The organism is Glaesserella parasuis (assembly GCF_017352235.1).
Lineage (GTDB): Bacteria > Pseudomonadota > Gammaproteobacteria > Enterobacterales > Pasteurellaceae > Glaesserella > Glaesserella parasuis.
In genome coordinates, this window is record NZ_CP071487.1 from 2083142 (window position 1) to 2099269 (window position 16128).

Sequence of the window (16128 nt, forward strand, 5' to 3'; positions counted from 1 at the left end):
TCGTATTGGTTCTTAGCAACTATTTTTGATTCTATATGTAGAAAGGAAATTACCCTAAAATTTTATTGAGTTCATCGCTTATAGATTCTACAGATTGAGTACCATCTAAACGGTAATATTGAGTATTTCCTGCTTCAGCTTCCGTAGTATAGTACGCTATCAATGGTTTAGTCTGTTTATGATAAATCGTTAAACGTTCTAGTACAGTTTCTGGTTTATCATCCTGACGAATAATTAGGTCTTCGCCAGTTATATCATCTTTACCTTCTACTTTCGGTGGATTATATACAACATGATATGTGCGACCAGATGGCTGATGAACTCGACGTCCACTCATACGCTCAACGATTACTTCATCTGCCACATCAAACTCTAATACAAAGTCGATTTTTACACCAGCTTCTTTTAGTGCATCTGCTTGTGGAATAGTGCGAGGAAAACCGTCTAGCAGGAAACCATTTGCACAATCTGGTTGAGAAATTCGGTCTTTAACTAAGGCAACGGTTAATTCATCTGGAACTAATTTTCCCTCGTCCATTAATGCTTTGATTTGTTTACCTAACTCTGTTCCTTCCTTAATGGCAGCTCGGAACATATCCCCTGTTGAAATTTGTGGAATACCAAATTTCTTCATCATAAATAGGGCTTGTGTACCTTTGCCTGCACCAGGTGCTCCTAATAAGATAATTTTCATAGTAAGACCTCTTAAAATAAAAATAGTGGAGTAGATTAGTAACCCTATTGATTACTGCTTGAGTTGTGAATTTTATTATGTAAATGCTCACTTGTTAAGTCAGTTTAAATTAAAGCGAGCTAAAAAATACCACTAAAATCAAAAGCGGTATCACATATTTAACATAGTTAAACCACAAATTCGTTAATGTTTTCCCTGCCCCTAATTCTTCCTTCGCTTCATCTTTTAAGACAAAACCAACGAAAATTGCACTGCCAAGAGCGGTGAGAATAAATAAAATGTTACCGCTGATATAGTCAAAGGCATCAAAAATACTTTTGCCCATAATGGTGACATCTTTCCAGACATTATCGCCTAGTACAGATGGAATATTTCCAAAAATGAAAATCAGGGTAAGTGTCCAGAAAATCGCTGCTTTACGGCTCATTTTGGTTTTTTCTTGTAAAGCGGTGATGATCACTTCATAGATGGTTAATGAGGTCGTCAATGCTGCGACCACTAATAATCCAAAGAAAATAATAGCAAAGATCGTACCGCTCCACATATTAGAGAAGACAATTGGTAGGCTTTGGAAGACGAGAGCTGAGCCTGAATTTGGGGCAATGCCAAAGCTAAAGAGTGATGGGAAGATCATAAATCCTGCTATGACTGCAATCACGGTATTTAATACCCCTGTGATTGTCGCGGTTCTCACTAGATTTTCTTTTTTATCTAAGTAGCTAGAAAGGGTAATTAATACACCGAAACCTAAGCTAAGTGCAAAGAAGACTTGCCCTAATACAAAGACAAACAATTGCGGTGTAATTTTTGAGAAATCAGGCATTAAATAGAATTTAATCCCTTCCGCTGCCCCTGGTAAAGTGACATTACGGATCACCATAATAATCAAGAAGATAAAGAGTATCGGCATCAGATATTTAACTGAACGCTCAATACCATCAACAATGCCTTTGACTAAGATGAAGTAGTTTACTAAGACAAACAAGCCAGTATAAGCCAAAATGGTAACTGGGCTGTTAAAAATACTCTCTTTAAAATAAGTAGATGTAGTTTCTACGGTAACAGGTGATGATAGATCTAAACCGCCCGTTACAAGACTGCCGATATAGTTTAATACCCAACCACCAAGCACCATATAGTAAGCAAGGATACCAAAAGATCCTAATAATCCCATATAGCCCAAGATTTTCCACGCAGGGTGAATAGCCTTACCATTCGCTTTTCCCGTAAAGGCATCAATGGCATTTACTCGCATACGGCGACCAATCACATTTTCAACCAAGATCATCGGAATACCGATCACGATCATTGCGATACAAAATAGCGCGACATAAGCTCCACCACCATTTTCACCGACTAAATAAGGGAAACGCCACGTTGCACCAAAACCAACGGTTGCACCTGCTACGGTCATAATATATGCCAATCGATTTGACCACGATTGGCGTTCTTGGGGTTGTGTATTCATATTTTTTCCTACTGCATACAAAAGGAAGTTAAGAGAACAGAGCAAAAAGTTCATCGACTTTAATTCGAGAATCAATGGATTGACCGATGTGACGCTGAACTTTCAGTTTTTTGATTTTTGCTCCACGGTAGATTTGCCGAGTAAACTCGGTATCGTGATTTGAAATTAAGACAGGGATTTTCGCCTGTTGAGCTTGTTTTGCTCTGTCTGCTAAAGCAATTTGTTGCTCAAGGGAAAAACCGCCCCCAGCATAATGGGTAAAATTCGTTTCTTGCTTCAACGGGGCATAAGGCGGATCGCAATAGACCGCATAATCATCAGGATTATCTAATAGATATTGAAAGACTTGATGAAAATCGGCACAGATAAATACCGCTTTCTGAGCTTTTTCCGCAAAAAAGCGTAACTCTTTTTCAGGGAAATAATAGGTTTTATAATCGCCAAATGGCACGTTGAACTCATTTTTTTGGTTATAGCGACATAAACCATTAAAACCAAAACGGTTGAGATAAAGAAACAGTGCTGAACGACGTAGCAGATCTTGGCAAGCATTAAATTCCTTACGTCGCTCATAATAAAATTTTGCCGTATTTGCTTGTGGATCATTAAACAAGGCTTGCGATTGCTGGATATAGCTTTCCACATCAGCTTTAATCACATTAAAGAGATTAATCAGATCAGGGTTAATGTCAGCAAGAATATAGCGTTCAAAATGTGTATTAAGAAAAACTGAGCCAGCCCCAACAAAAGGCTCAACTAGGCAAGCCTTTTGGGGTAGGTGCCGATTAATTTCATCGGTCAGGCGAAATTTCCCACCTGCCCATTTTAAAAAGGCTCGCTGTTTCATTGTTAAAACTTAGGATTGAGTAAATCGACGGATAGCATCTAACACTTGAGTTTCGGTTGCTTGAGCGGTGACATAAGCTGTGCCAAGTGATTTTAATAAAATCAGACGCAACTGACCGCTTAGTACTTTTTTATCTCGCCACATATAAGGCAGATATTCTTCAGGCATCATTCCATCTGGTGAAATGGTTGGCAAGGTTGCACGAGCAATCAATTTTTCTAAACGAGCCACATCTTGTTCCGTAAGATCGCCTAGAATATGGGACAAGGCAGCTGCTTCAAGCATACCGACTGCAACCGCTTCCCCGTGTAACCAGTTACCGTAGCCAAGATGTGCTTCAATCGCGTGTCCAAAGGTGTGACCTAAATTTAACAAAGCACGGTCGCCTTTTTCTGTTTCATCACGAGCCACCACATCGGCTTTCAGTTGGCAACAACGTTGAATACAATACTCTAATGCAGACTGTTCAAGGGCAACGAGATCGTCAATATGCTGTTCAAGCCATTCAAAAAATTGAATATCAAAAATTGCACCATATTTGATCACTTCCGCTAAGCCTGCACTCACTTCACGTTTAGGCAAGGTTTTTAAGGTATTTGTATCAACAATGACTGAAATCGGCTGATAAAACGCTCCAATCATATTTTTGCCAAGCGGGTGGTTTACCGCCGTTTTTCCCCCAACGGAAGAGTCCACTTGAGCTAATAAGGTGGTTGGAATTTGAATAAAACGGATACCACGTTGATAAGACGCAGCAGCATAGCCAGCCACATCGCCAATTACACCACCACCTAACGCAATTAATACCGAATCACGATTGTGATTTTTTTCAAGTAATGCGGTAAAAATAAGATTGAGTGAGTCAAGGTTTTTATATTGCTCTCCATCGGGAATTAAAACCGAATCAACTTTACAACCGATAGCTGTTAGCGTTTGTTCTACTGTTGCAAGATAATGGGAAGCAACCGTTGGATTAGAGACGATCATCACCTTATCCCCTGATTTTAACGGGTGATAACTCATCGGATCCGTTAATAACCCTGCCCCTATTGCGATAGGATAGCGACGTTCTTTTAATTCCACATTAACTTGCAACATATAGACTTCCCTGATTACTGTAAATTATCAATCATATCAATGATTTGCGTTGCGACTACTTTTGCACTTTGTTCATCAGTTTGCAAAATAATGTCCGCAATTTCTTCGTAAAGCGGATTACGAATTTTCGCCAATTCAACTAACGTTTGATATGGATCTTCCGTTTGCAATAACGGACGTTTTTTATCACGTTGAGTACGCTCAAACTGTTTATCCACCGTAGTTTCAAGATAAACCACAATACCACGAGCTGAAAGCACATTGCGGTTATCTTTAGACAACACCGAACCACCGCCCGTCGAAAGCACAAGACCTTGAGATTGTGTCAACTCATTAATGATACGCTCTTCACGTTTACGGAACCCCGTTTCGCCTTCAATATCGAAGATCCAATCAATATCTGCCCCAGCACGCTCTTCAATCACAGCGTCTGAGTCTAAAAAATCCATATTTAACATTTGTGCTAATTGACGACCAATCGTGCTTTTACCTGCACCCATAGGGCCAATTAGAAAGATATTACGTTTTTCTGCCATTATTTGTTCTATAAATAAAAATAGAGTGAAAAATTGATTTGTGAATTTTTAGAAAAAACAGACCGCTTGCACATACAAGCGGTCTGTTTTATGTTGAATTTTGTAAAAGTGATTAAAATTAAAACACTTATCTTATAAATTTACCACAAATCGCCCAAAATAAAGATGGGCGATATTATCTCAATAAATCGCCCTACTTTTCAACTGGAACAAAGAGAATTATCGAATTTTAGAATAATTCTTTACTGATTTTTTCAGTTCCTTCAGGATTTGTACCTAGAGGTTGTTCAAGTGCCTTCTCTACAATATAACGTTTCTTAGGTTCAGTTCCTTTAATGAAATATTCGCTCATATTTCCCCCTAATAGACCGCTTGTAGGCTCAATTTGTAATTCTATGATATTAGGTGGCAACTGTTCTTTTCGCTCTTCTTTATCCGAAAGAGCCACTTTCATATACTTAATCCACGCTGGCAACGCTGTTTGAGCGCCAGCCTCACCACGTCCCAATTCACGTTTATTATCATCAAAACCAACATAAACTGTCGTCACGAGGTTTGAGCCAAAGCCTGCGTACCAAGCGATCTTGGCGTTATTTGTAGTCCCTGTTTTTCCACCAATATCACTGCGTTTGATCTCATTTGCCACACGCCAGCTTGTTCCTTTCCAGCCTTGACTAGCTTCACCTGTAATAGCTGTTTTCAATGCACTTCGCATTAAGAATGCAATTTCCCCACTGATAACCCTTGGGGCATAATGCACTTCTCGATTAACAGCTATGGCATCTGCCATCAAGCTTGGGGCATTTTGTTTGGTTTTAGTGGCAATATCCAGTTCAGGAATAACATCACTTTCATCATCTTTAGGAATTACAGTTTCTTCTGTAGTTTCCTTTACTTTGACAAAATCAAAATAGGTTGGCTCTGGATAAATGACTGGCTTATCATCACACTCTAAACAGGCAATTGCAGGGTTTGCTTTAAAGAGTTCATTGCCTGTACTATCTAAAATACGACCAATGATATAAGGTTCAATCAAATAGCCACCATTATCAAACACAGCATATCCCCTAGCCATTTCTAACGGCGTGAAGGACGCTGCCCCTAATGCCAATGCTTCTGTCGCTTGATATTGATCTTTTTGGAAGCCAAAGCGTTGTAAGTAATCCGCTACATACTCTACGCCAGCCATCTGAACTGTACGCACCATCATCACATTTTTCGACTTACCCAAGCCTACTCGCAAACGTAACGGACCTTCATACACATTCGGTGAATTTTTCGGTGTCCACGGTTTTTGTCCTGCTTTTGTAATAGTAATAGGCGTGTCGCTTAGAGTGGTTGAAAGGCTCAATCCTTTATTTAATGCTGCAGCATAGATAAAAGGTTTAATCGAAGAACCTACTTGCACTAAAGATTGTGTTGCACGGTTAAAACGGCTTTGTTCAAAACTGAAACCGCCCACAATCGCTTCTATCGCCCCATTATCACTATTTAGTGAAACCAGTGCAGAGTTTACATCTGGAATTTGCCCTAATTCCCATTCACCCTTACTATTTTGATGCACCCAAATTTGTTCACCAACATTGATCACGTCTTTTACTTGAGTAGGTGCTTTACCTTGGGCGGAGTCATTGATAAATTTTCTTGCCCAACGCATTCCAGACATTTTAAGCTCAACACGCTCCCCTGTTGGCAACATCACATTCGCTTTATCTTTTGAAATTGCCAATACTGCCGCACTCGTAAATGGCTCAGAGCTTGGCAATTTGCTTAGGTGATCGATGATCTTTTCTTCGTCCCACGCTTTCTCTTTAGGGTTCCACAGTTTCTCAGCTCCACGCCAGCCGTGACGGCGGTCGTAGTCAATCAAGTTATTGCGTAGTGCATCTTGTGCTTCTTTTTGGTCAGCTGATAACACTGTTGCAAACACTTGGAAACCTTTGGTGTAAGCGACTTCTTCACCATAACGTTTTACCATTTCTTGACGGATCATTTCTGTCACATAGTCGGCGCGAAATTCTAACGCAGCACCGTAATATTTGGCTTTAATCGGTTCTGCTTTAGCCTGTTCATACTGAGCTTTGGTGATTTTTCCGACTTCTAACATACGCCCAAGCACTACATTACGGCGTGCTTCTGCTCGTTTAAGCGAGAAAAGAGGGTTCATCGTGGAAGGGGCTTTTGGTAGCCCTGCAATGATCGCCATTTCCGATAAGGTTAATTCTTCTAGCTTTTTACCAAAATAGGTTTTAGCCGCAGCCACCACCCCATAAGAGCGATACCCCAAGTAAATTTTATTAAGATATAACTCTAAAATCTCATTCTTAGACAGATTTTCTTCAATTTCTAACGCCAAAATTACTTCTTTTAATTTACGCTCAAGTTTGCGTTCTGGCGAAAGGAAAAAGTTGCGTGCTAACTGTTGCGTAATGGTACTCGCCCCTTGCGTATCCCCTTGGCTTGAACGCCAAACGGCACGCATAATGCCTTTAGGATCGATCCCCTTATGTTCATAAAAACGGGTATCTTCTGTCGCAATAATCGCATCAATTAAGGTTTGCGGAATATCGGCAAGTTTCACAGGAATACGGCGTTGCTCCCCGACTTCCCCAATGAGTTTACCGTCAGCGGTAAAAATCTGCATAGGTTGTTGAAGTTCAACGGTTTTTAGGCTTGCTACATCAGGTAAATCTTCTTTTAAATGAACATAAAGAAAACCTACAGCAACTAGACCCACAATTATTAGTGTAAGTAAAGCACTAAATATGATTTTTACGATCTTCATCGAAAAATTCTCTTTTGCTAAATGACGAAAGGATAATTCTAGGTCAAGATAACCTAAATCCGAAAACTGCCCCCTGCTTATACATCAGTGGGGTAGAAACGAGTAATTATAGTTTTAATTGACCTCATAATCTATTTTTTATTCGAGGGAAATATGGGTAAATTCTTTCAATTTCGTACAACACCGCAACTCAAACCTATTCAAGTTGGCTTTTTCTGGCAAGAAAATACCGCTTGTATCGTCTATTTTGAGCAAGAACAACCTCACACCTTTTACTTTTCAAACAAAGTAGAAGCGGATAGTTTCCTACAACAATTTCCCTTTAACTATCAGCTTATTCAAGGCATTTCTCATCAGCATATTTGGCGAAAAACCTTGATACTGCCAGAGCTACATTCCCATTTAAAACAAGCTGAGCAAATCATTCGTGTACTCAAACAGAGCCTACCTTTAGCTTTATCTGAAGTAAACATTGATTACCACATTACCCCTTTAGCCGAAAGCCACCTTTGCCAGCTTAATCTATATGCTCTAAGAAAAAGCAACAGCTTTGACCCAACGGCTATTTTAGATTGCGAACTCTACTGCCTACTACGAGCGGTAGGATTTCTGACAAAAATAACGGAAACGCAAATTCTTGAACACAGTTTCCACATTCAAGACAAATTTATTCACTTTCAAAATCAACGAATTATCGTCGAAAAGCAGAATAATAGCACCAAACCAATCATTGAAGTGGACGGCTTGCCCCAAGCTCAACACTTTCCCCATTTTTATCCTTATCTCATTGCATTAGGAGCGAGCTTATGGAATGGCAAGGCATCAATCTAAATGGCTACCGCCAACAGCAATGGTTGAAACAGTCGCAAAAAAACCTCAAGCATCTCACCGCTTGTCTTGTGGTTAGCACACTACTGGCGTTACTTATCAGTTGGCAAAATCAACAGCAACAACATCAATTTCACACTTTGGCTCAACAGCGACAACAAAGCCAAGAGCAACAAACCGCATTAAGCCAGCAGATTGAACAACTGACTTTGCAATCACAAAATAAAAGCACACAAAGCCTAGAAAATAGGCAGATTACCGCATTTTTGAATTATCTGTTAGGCATTCAATTATCAGGAATTATTGAGATAGCCCAACTATACCAAGCAGAAAATACCGTCTTTAAACTCAAAGGCAAAGTGTCTAGCCCTACTCAATTTAGCGAGCTTGAACAACAATTAAAAGCAATGAATTACATTTATCAAATAGAACAATTTGAAACGCGTGAAAAAAGCGAGATTGAATTTAGCCTACATATTGATTTAAAGGAAAAAGAATGAAATTGTCCTTAGCCAAGTATTATTTAATGCCAGAACATCCATTATATCGTGGCTTATATTATTTAAACCAAAATAAAGGATTTATTCTATCGGGAATATTTTTATTGATTGTGGCATTTCCAGTAGGAAATTATTTTTATCTTAATCAGAAAATAGAACAACAACAAAAACAGCTCACTGAAGTTAAACAGATTATTGAGCATAAACAGCAACAATTAAAATTATTACAACAACGCTATCAACTTGCTCAAGATAAAAGTGAATTATTAACCAAAATAAATCAACAAATTCAGCTGATTTTAGATAAAAATAGCGTAGAAATTGACAGTATTCAATGGAATATGGAAGAAAGAAAAATCTATTTATTAATTAGCCAATCTACACAAAAGATATTTAATGTGATTGCTGAGCTTAATCAATTAACAACAGTTAAATTTCAGGAAATTCATTTAACTAAAAAAACAAAACAGAAATATATTCAACTCAATGCCACTTTACTTTTTCAAGCTGACACAGGAGAACCGTAATGCGATTATGCTTTTTCTATTTTGTCTTTCTAAGTGCTGTTACTATGGCAGATCCTTTTTATGCCAAGGAAAATGCCCAAGATCAGCCACAAACGGCAAAAGATCAAAACAAAACGACCGCTTGTACGCCAACAGAGAAGGTGAACGAAATTCACCTCACCACAGATTTTGATAAATTACAGCTTATCGGCATTATTCAGATCGACGATAAAATCCGAGCGATTTTTATAGATGATAAAAAACAGCTTATAGATTTATACCCTGACGACTATTTAAGCCATTCCTTTATTCAAATTAAAGAAATTAATTTTAAATCTGTTAGTTATATTAATTGGCAAAAAACAGAAAATTGCCAATCCCCTAAATTGTTTACTTCAAAATTTTAGGAGTATATTATGCGTTATTTATTCCTGCTATTCTTTGCTACTTTTCCTGTATTAGCAAACCAACAAATTTCACTTTCGATAAGAAATGCCCCAACGGCAGAGATTATTAGTTATTTGGCGGAGGAAACTGGAAAGAATATTACAATTTCGGATGAAATTAAAGATACAAAAAATTTCAGAGTAGAAAAAAGCCATTTTGATGAGATATTAAATAGTTTAATCAAAACACATCAATTAAATTTAAAAAAAGAAAATGGCATTTACTATATTCATCAAGCCCAAGAACATAAACAACATACTACGGCACAATTAGTTAATGCTCTGCCTAAATTAATCACCAAAACAATCAAGTTACACTATTCCAAAGCCTCTGAAGTAATAGAGTCTTTGACAAAAGGGCAAGGCAACTTGCTATCAGAGAATGGTTATCTTCATTTTGATGATCGCAGTAATAGTATTATCGTCAAAGACAGTGCCGCCTCAGTTAAAAACTTTACTCAACTTATCGAAAGCCTAGATAAACCAACGGAACAAATTGCAATTGAAGCCCGAATTGTCACGATCAGCAGTGAACATTTACAACAACTTGGCGTGCGTTGGGGCTTATTTTCCCCTAACGAAAATCACTACAAATTGGCAGGAAACTTAGAGGGCAACGGATTAACTACCAACAACTTAAACGTAAATTTTCCAGTAAATCCGTCCGCTTCCGTTGCCTTACAAATTGCCGCTATCAACAGCCGTGTACTTCATTTAGAACTCACCGCATTAGAGAGCGAAAATAACATTGAGATCATTGCAAGCCCTCGCTTACTCACAACAGATAAAAAACCAGCGAGTATCAAACAAGGTACAGAGATTCCTTATGCAATGTACAGTAAGAAAAAGGAAATCACCGATATTGAATTTCGTGAAGCGGTTTTGGGGCTAGAAGTCACGCCACATATTTCTAAACAAAATCAGATTTTGTTAGATCTTGCCATTAGCCAAAATTCGCCAAATAACCAGATGAACAATATGATGGCAACGATTGATAAACAAGAAATTAATACACAAGTCCTTGCTAAACACGGCGAAACCATCGTATTAGGCGGTATTTTTCAACATCTGATCGCCAAAGGCGAAGATAAAGTCCCGCTGTTAGGCAGTATCCCCGTGATTAAACGCTTATTTAGCCAAAACCGAGATAAAATCTCTAAACGGGAGCTGGTTATTTTTGTTACGCCTTATATTGTAAAATCTGAAAAAATGGGAGCGGAAAAGCAGAAATAACTTCACCTTTATTTTGCGGGAAAAGGCTACAATGTGTTAGAATTGCCGACTATTTTTATTTCGATAAATTGAGGTTTTATGAAAGTTTCTCCCCGTCGTCGTGCGAGAGAATGTGCGGTGCAAGCACTTTATTCTTGGTACATTTCGCAAAATAGTATTGAACAAGTTGAATTAGCCTTTGTGACCGATCAAGATATGCAAGGCGTAGATATGCCTTATTTCCGTAAATTGTTACGCGGTACGGTAGAAAATGTAGATGTTATTGATGATATTCTTCGTCCATATTTAGATCGTGCAGATAATGAATTAGATCCGATTGAACGTACTATCTTACGTTTAGCCAGTTATGAACTAAAATTTGAATTAGATGTGCCTTACAAAGTGGCAATTAATGAAGCGATTGAAGTGGCAAAAGTATTCGGTTCTGACGATAGCCACAAATATGTCAATGGCGTATTAGATAAATTAGCCCCTGCGTTGAACCGCAAATAAGGATTACAATGGGCGAGTTTGATTTGATAAAGCACTATTTTAGTCGTGACAAGCGGTTAGATCGCCACGATATTTTACTTTCCGTGGGCGATGATTGTGCGGTGACAGAAATTCCAACGGATCATCAGCTCGCCATTACCACAGACACCTTAGTGCTTGGTACACATTTTCTTCCTACGATTTCCCCTGCTGATTTAGCTTATAAGTCCGTTGCGGTTAATCTGAGCGATCTCGCAGCAATGGGGGCAAAACCCGCTTGGGTTTCCTTGGCATTAACCTTATCCGACGTTGATCATCAATGGCTTGATAGCTTTAGCCAATCACTTTTTGCTATTTTAGCCGAGCATCAAACCGCTTTAATCGGCGGTGATACCACCAAAGGTCACTTGGCGATCACCTTGACCGCACAAGGCTTTCTGCCTAAAGGCAAAGGATTATTCCGCCATAAAGCACAGGTGGGGGATCTTATCTATGTTTCAGGGCATTTAGGCGATAGCTCGGCAGGGTTAGCCCTGTTGCTCAATCCGCCAGCCACATTGACCGACGCTCAACACTACTTAATTCAACGCCATTTACGCCCAACACCTAGAGTGACATTAGGACAGTGTTTGCTCAACTATGCACAATGTGCGATTGATATTTCCGATGGATTGTTAGCAGATTTAGGGCATATTTTAGAACGAAGTGGTTGCGGTGCGGAAATTAATGTGGATAAGTTACCGCTTTCAGCACCACTGTTACAAACTTATTCACAAGAACAGGCAGAACAATTTGCTTTAACGGGTGGGGAAGATTATGAACTCTGTTTTACCGTATCGGAAGACAATCGTTCTGCAATGGAACAAGCCGTTGCAGATTTAGGCATTTCTTGCCATTGTATCGGTAAAATCACCGAAACAAGCGGTCGTTTAACCTTACTAAAACACGGCACTGTTTATCCACAGCCTAATCAAGTTGGCTTTGATCATTTTAATTAACAATGAAGATAAATTTAAAAAATCCTATTCATTTTCTCGCATTCGGCTTTGGTTCAGGGCTAATCAAACCTGCCCCTGGTACTTGGGGAACTTTGGCTGGTTTAGGGGGGGCGATCTTGTTGTGGCACATCACAGAAAGCACGCTCTTTTTTGTGTTACTGAGCTTGATCACTTTTGTTGCTGGGTGCTACATCTGCGACAAAACCAGTCACGATCTTGGCGTACACGATGATGGGCGGATCGTCTGGGACGAGATCGTTGCGGTGTTTGTGATCTTCGGTTTTCTGCCTGAACACAACTGGCTCTATTATCTGCTGACCTTTGTCACTTTCCGCTTGTTTGATATTCTCAAACCCTACCCTATCCGCTATTTTGATGAACATCTGCAAGGCGGATTAGGCATTATGTTTGATGATATTTTAGCGGCAATCTACTCGATTATTACTCTCTATTTGATCTCTTGGTGCATTTAAAATGTGGACAATTTTTTTCGTACAATTACTGGGCTTAATTAGCCCTGGTCCTGATTTTTTCTATGTCAGCCGTAAAGCAATGGCAGATACTCGCCGAAATGCGATTTTAGGTGCTATCGGTATCTCTATCGGTGTTGCATTTTGGGCATTGCTCACTTTGTTTGGCTTGGCATTTCTCAATAAACATTTCCCTTCATTTCAATTTGTGCTGATGATTTGTGGCGGAAGCTATCTTGCTTATAGCGGCATTCAAATGGTGCAAATCACGAAAAATGCGGAAATTGGCTCGGCAACATCGACATCACAAGCAACTTCAACCGTTAAAGAAATTCTAAAAGGATTAATGATTAACCTTGCCAACCCTAAAATTGTGGTGTTTTTCAGCAGTGTTTTAGCTGGTTATGTTGCTAATCTCTCGGCATTAGCGGACTTACTTGCGGTACTTGCCATTTTAGTGGGCAGTGCAGTGGTTTATTTCTGGCTTGTCGCTTTGCTATTTTCTCGACCAGCTATTCGCCATTTTTATGCCAAATATAACCGCTATCTAGATAATTTTGCTGGGGCAGTGTTTATTTTATTTGGGGGGAAATTGGTGTATGAGGGGGTATTTAGCCTATGGATATTCTCCTAAATTTGTAAGGTAGACAAAGGCATCAACAGATATGTCCCATAAAAATGTTGTAAATAAGATATAATGTATCAATGTGTTAGTTATTCACTGAACTATATGAGGATTTGCCGTTTAGTATTCTTATACATAGTGGAAATTTCCCTAAGTATAAAACTTCATAGCACGCTAGGTAAAATTAATTACATTAATACTTAATTCCTACTTGAAAAGTCAGGAATAAAGCACTATCTTGTGCACGTCTTAACGCTTTAGATGTTATAGAAGCGTTTCTTTTTTATTTTAGTTAAGGAAAAATTATGAGTACAGTAATTCATACAACTGACGCATCTTTTGAACAAGATGTATTAAAATCGGATGTCCCAGTATTATTAGATTTTTGGGCTCCTTGGTGTGGTCCTTGCCGAGCAATTGGTCCAGTATTAGATGATTTAGCCATAAATCTTGGAAATAAGGCTCGTATTGTGAAGATGAATGTTGATGAAAATCAGCAGATTCCAGCAGAATTTGGTGTTCGTAGTATTCCATTTTTATTGATTTTTAAAAATGGAGAAGTCGTAGCTCAACAAGTAGGGGCTCAAAATTTGCCAGCATTTTTAGAACATCTATCTTAGTTTCTATATTAAAAACTCCTATATTTTAGAGTCTTCCTGAGTATAGCTATTAACATCTCACGGTTAGATTGCTCTAACCGTGAGATTAATAGCAGACATTAAAAAATCAAATCATTACTGTATAAGAGGGATAATTAATTTTCCTCAATAAGGTTGCAGTTTCTTTAATGTCCTATGCGATATTTACTGGTGTAATAGACAAATTTGTTGCTAAAAAGTGGCTTAAAGCCCTATACTACAAGGCTTTAAGCCTCTTTTTGAAATATGAACAAAAAACTGCCCATTTTGCCAAAGTCTGAAAATAAAGAAATGTGGTACATCAAATAATATTCAACGATATTTTTGTCATAAATGCCATAAAACCTTTATCTTAAAAACTAAATTAGACCCAATTAAGATTTGGACTGATTACACATCTGGAAAACAAACCTATCAACAACTTGCCGTTAAATATCATTGTTTAGTCAGAACTATTCAAAGATATATTGATAAAGTCCCTAAAACAGCTTTAAAACCGCCTTTAAATCGATACCTGAATATCATTATGGATACAACGTTTTTCTGTCGTTATTTTGGCGTATTAGTGTTAATGGATACGCTTTCAAATAATGTCATTTCCCATTATTTTGTGCGAACCGAAAAATATATTTACTACAAACTTGCCCTGAATAGGTTAAGAGAAAAAGGCTATATAATTCAATCGATTACCTGTGATGGTAGACGTGGTTTGATGAAAGATTTATTTAATACGCCAGTACAGATGCGTCAATTTCATATGGTGGCAATTGTGATGCGGAAATTAAGAAAAAAAACATCAATCACAAGCGGGTAAAGAATTAAAAATAATTGCAAAAACACTCACAAAAAGCTCAAAAAATGAATTTTATCGGCGATTACACTCTTGGTTCATAAAACACCAAGCATTTTTAAAAGAAAGGAGTGATAAAGCGAATGAAAAAGGCTATTTTCCTTATAAACATCGCAATGTAAGAAGTGCTTGTGCCAGTTTAAAGCGTTATATGGATTTTATTTTTATCTATGAAAAACATACTGAATTAAATATAGAAAAGACGACAAATCGCTTAGAGGGATTATTTAGTGAACTTAAACGAAAATTAAATAATCATAATGGATTAAGGAAAAAGCGTAAGATTATGTTTATACAGGATTTTTTAAATAAAAAGAGTTGCTAACATTTAGAGAAAATAGATATTAGCAACTGTTTTGTCCACTTGGCATAGTTTTTGAGGAATCAGCAACTATTTTGTCTACTATGCCAAATACTGGGTTTGATGGTGATGAAGAGTAATCATTTATAGGTGGGGATTCCCCCACCATTATGAGAAATGAAAAGCCCCAAATCGAAAGGTTTGGGGGGTTGTTTTATCTTTGGGAGAGTAGCTTAGTACTTAATCTTGCCACGGCACATAACTGTTGCGCATCATCTCGAATTTCTATTTGCCACACTTGGCTCTCTTTACCTAAATGTAACGGTGTTGCTCTGCCCGTGGCTTTTCCGCTTTTTATCGCTTTTAAATGGCTGATATTCAATTCTGTGCCGACAGGGATTTGATTTTCTTCACAACAAAGTAATGCAGCTGCAGAGCCTAAGGTTTCCGCTAAAGTCGCAGAAATACCGCCGTGTAATAAGCCGAATGGCTGTGTTGTGCGATGATCGACAGGTACGGTCGCTTCTAGACTATCGTTTTGTTGAACGGTAAATTCAATGCCTAAATGCGAAATAGCAGAGTGTTGGCAAAGCTGATTGAGTTGTTCCGTGGTGGTGCTTTTTTTCCAAATCATTTTGTGTTTTCCGTATATAGATAAAACAAAAGCCTGTTCAAATAAACAGGCTTTGTGTATAATTTTTCCCAATGTTTTATTGTTTAAACATAATAAAACAGAGGCGGATCTGCGAAAAATCAGTCCGCCAGTAAGCACCTAGCGGGCTGTTTTAGTAGATCTTTACGTTTAATGTTATCCGTGGAGATAAAAACAATGAA

The 16128-nt window shown here is 38.3% G+C and carries 18 protein-coding genes; 11 read left to right on the forward strand and 7 right to left on the reverse strand.

All coding sequences use genetic code 11. The annotated features are described in order from the left end of the window. Nucleotides 1-49 precede the first annotated feature (49 nt). The 6 genes from adk to J1G47_RS10525 form a co-directional block, all read right to left on the reverse strand. Nucleotides 50-694, reverse strand: a complete 645-nt coding sequence (gene adk / locus J1G47_RS10500; RefSeq protein ID WP_005712522.1) for an adenylate kinase — start codon at nt 692-694, stop codon at nt 50-52. Between the two features lie 109 nt (nt 695-803). Next, nucleotides 804-2162, reverse strand: coding sequence for a sodium-dependent transporter (locus J1G47_RS10505; RefSeq protein ID WP_112063051.1), 1359 nt, complete (start codon nt 2160-2162; stop codon nt 804-806). Nucleotides 2163-2190: 28 nt separating this feature from the next. Continuing rightward, a complete protein-coding gene (locus J1G47_RS10510) occupies nt 2191-3009 on the reverse strand; it encodes a Dam family site-specific DNA-(adenine-N6)-methyltransferase (protein WP_005712518.1) in 819 nt (272 codons plus the stop codon). A 9-nt stretch (nt 3010-3018) separates the two neighbouring features. Continuing rightward, nucleotides 3019-4107: a 3-dehydroquinate synthase gene (gene aroB, locus J1G47_RS10515; RefSeq protein ID WP_005712516.1), complete on the reverse strand. Its 1089-nt coding sequence runs from the start codon at nt 4105-4107 to the stop codon at nt 3019-3021. A gap of 14 nt (nt 4108-4121) precedes the next feature. After that, nucleotides 4122-4643, reverse strand: a complete 522-nt coding sequence (gene aroK, locus J1G47_RS10520) for a shikimate kinase AroK (protein WP_005712514.1) — start codon at nt 4641-4643, stop codon at nt 4122-4124. A gap of 229 nt (nt 4644-4872) precedes the next feature. Then, a complete protein-coding gene (locus J1G47_RS10525; protein WP_035498541.1) occupies nt 4873-7428 on the reverse strand; it encodes a penicillin-binding protein 1A in 2556 nt (851 codons plus the stop codon). A 153-nt stretch (nt 7429-7581) separates the two neighbouring features. Here J1G47_RS10525 and J1G47_RS10530 point away from each other — a divergent pair, with 153 nt between their 5' ends. The 11 genes from J1G47_RS10530 to J1G47_RS12340 all read left to right on the forward strand — a co-directional run bounded on the left by J1G47_RS10530 (nt 7582) and on the right by J1G47_RS12340 (nt 14957). After that, nucleotides 7582-8259: a type IV pilus biogenesis protein PilM gene (locus J1G47_RS10530; protein WP_207326625.1), complete on the forward strand. Its 678-nt coding sequence runs from the start codon at nt 7582-7584 to the stop codon at nt 8257-8259. Then, complete coding sequence (locus tag J1G47_RS10535) at nt 8235-8756, forward strand: hypothetical protein (protein WP_021112068.1); 522 nt, start codon at nt 8235-8237, stop codon at nt 8754-8756. Before J1G47_RS10530 ends, J1G47_RS10535 begins: the two co-directional genes overlap by 25 nt. Next, nucleotides 8753-9283, forward strand: a complete 531-nt coding sequence (locus J1G47_RS10540; protein ID WP_015940159.1) for a hypothetical protein — start codon at nt 8753-8755, stop codon at nt 9281-9283. The genes J1G47_RS10535 and J1G47_RS10540 overlap by 4 nt, the downstream gene beginning before the upstream one ends. A 44-nt stretch (nt 9284-9327) precedes the next feature. After that, entirely contained in the window at nt 9328-9669 is a 342-nt protein-coding gene (locus J1G47_RS10545) for a hypothetical protein (protein ID WP_232422128.1), read from the forward strand. Nucleotides 9670-9678: 9 nt separating this feature from the next. Next, nucleotides 9679-10941: a type IV pilus secretin PilQ gene (pilQ, locus tag J1G47_RS10550; RefSeq protein WP_026917118.1), complete on the forward strand. Its 1263-nt coding sequence runs from the start codon at nt 9679-9681 to the stop codon at nt 10939-10941. Nucleotides 10942-11019: 78 nt separating this feature from the next. Continuing rightward, nucleotides 11020-11433 (forward strand): transcription antitermination factor NusB, encoded by a 414-nt coding sequence (gene nusB / locus J1G47_RS10555; RefSeq protein WP_005712500.1) that lies wholly within the window; start codon nt 11020-11022, stop codon nt 11431-11433. 8 nt (nt 11434-11441) lie between these two features. After that, nucleotides 11442-12410, forward strand: coding sequence for a thiamine-phosphate kinase (thiL, locus tag J1G47_RS10560; protein ID WP_016528250.1), 969 nt, complete (start codon nt 11442-11444; stop codon nt 12408-12410). A gap of 2 nt (nt 12411-12412) precedes the next feature. Beyond that, nucleotides 12413-12883, forward strand: a complete 471-nt coding sequence (locus J1G47_RS10565) for a phosphatidylglycerophosphatase A family protein (RefSeq protein WP_005712497.1) — start codon at nt 12413-12415, stop codon at nt 12881-12883. A 1-nt stretch (nt 12884) separates the two neighbouring features. Further along, nucleotides 12885-13514 carry a LysE family transporter gene (locus J1G47_RS10570; protein ID WP_005712495.1) on the forward strand — a complete coding sequence of 210 codons (630 nt, stop codon included), beginning with the start codon at nt 12885-12887 and terminating at the stop codon, nt 13512-13514. A gap of 296 nt (nt 13515-13810) precedes the next feature. Continuing rightward, nucleotides 13811-14125 carry a thioredoxin gene (trxA, locus tag J1G47_RS10575; RefSeq protein WP_015940165.1) on the forward strand — a complete coding sequence of 105 codons (315 nt, stop codon included), beginning with the start codon at nt 13811-13813 and terminating at the stop codon, nt 14123-14125. A 301-nt stretch (nt 14126-14426) separates the two neighbouring features. Next, a complete protein-coding gene (locus tag J1G47_RS12340) occupies nt 14427-14957 on the forward strand; it encodes an IS256 family transposase, variant Zn-binding type (RefSeq protein WP_416037124.1) in 531 nt (176 codons plus the stop codon). 551 nt (nt 14958-15508) lie between these two features. On the opposite strand, the gene J1G47_RS10585 is transcribed toward J1G47_RS12340, so the two are convergent. Beyond that, entirely contained in the window at nt 15509-15928 is a 420-nt protein-coding gene (locus tag J1G47_RS10585) for a hotdog fold thioesterase (protein ID WP_010785949.1), read from the reverse strand. Between the last annotated feature and the right edge of the window lie 200 nt (nt 15929-16128).

Excerpts from the sequence above, each read along its gene's own strand:
- J1G47_RS10530 (WP_207326625.1), top strand. The coding sequence starts at position 7,582 with ATGGGTAAATTCTTTCAATTTCGTACAACACCGCAACTCAAACCTATT.
- J1G47_RS10505 (WP_112063051.1), bottom strand. The coding sequence starts at position 2,162 with ATGAATACACAACCCCAAGAACGCCAATCGTGGTCAAATCGATTGGCA.
- J1G47_RS10585 (WP_010785949.1), bottom strand. The coding sequence starts at position 15,928 with ATGATTTGGAAAAAAAGCACCACCACGGAACAACTCAATCAGCTTTGC.
- J1G47_RS10535 (WP_021112068.1), top strand. The coding sequence starts at position 8,235 with ATGGAATGGCAAGGCATCAATCTAAATGGCTACCGCCAACAGCAATGG.
- aroK (WP_005712514.1), bottom strand. The coding sequence starts at position 4,643 with ATGGCAGAAAAACGTAATATCTTTCTAATTGGCCCTATGGGTGCAGGT.
- aroB (WP_005712516.1), bottom strand. The coding sequence starts at position 4,107 with ATGTTGCAAGTTAATGTGGAATTAAAAGAACGTCGCTATCCTATCGCA.
- J1G47_RS10570 (WP_005712495.1), top strand. The coding sequence starts at position 12,885 with ATGTGGACAATTTTTTTCGTACAATTACTGGGCTTAATTAGCCCTGGT.
- thiL (WP_016528250.1), top strand. The coding sequence starts at position 11,442 with ATGGGCGAGTTTGATTTGATAAAGCACTATTTTAGTCGTGACAAGCGG.
- trxA (WP_015940165.1), top strand. The coding sequence starts at position 13,811 with ATGAGTACAGTAATTCATACAACTGACGCATCTTTTGAACAAGATGTA.
- J1G47_RS10525 (WP_035498541.1), bottom strand. The coding sequence starts at position 7,428 with ATGAAGATCGTAAAAATCATATTTAGTGCTTTACTTACACTAATAATT.
- J1G47_RS10510 (WP_005712518.1), bottom strand. The coding sequence starts at position 3,009 with ATGAAACAGCGAGCCTTTTTAAAATGGGCAGGTGGGAAATTTCGCCTG.
- nusB (WP_005712500.1), top strand. The coding sequence starts at position 11,020 with ATGAAAGTTTCTCCCCGTCGTCGTGCGAGAGAATGTGCGGTGCAAGCA.
- pilQ (WP_026917118.1), top strand. The coding sequence starts at position 9,679 with ATGCGTTATTTATTCCTGCTATTCTTTGCTACTTTTCCTGTATTAGCA.
- J1G47_RS10565 (WP_005712497.1), top strand. The coding sequence starts at position 12,413 with ATGAAGATAAATTTAAAAAATCCTATTCATTTTCTCGCATTCGGCTTT.
- J1G47_RS10545 (WP_232422128.1), top strand. The coding sequence starts at position 9,328 with ATGGCAGATCCTTTTTATGCCAAGGAAAATGCCCAAGATCAGCCACAA.
- J1G47_RS10540 (WP_015940159.1), top strand. The coding sequence starts at position 8,753 with ATGAAATTGTCCTTAGCCAAGTATTATTTAATGCCAGAACATCCATTA.
- adk (WP_005712522.1), bottom strand. The coding sequence starts at position 694 with ATGAAAATTATCTTATTAGGAGCACCTGGTGCAGGCAAAGGTACACAA.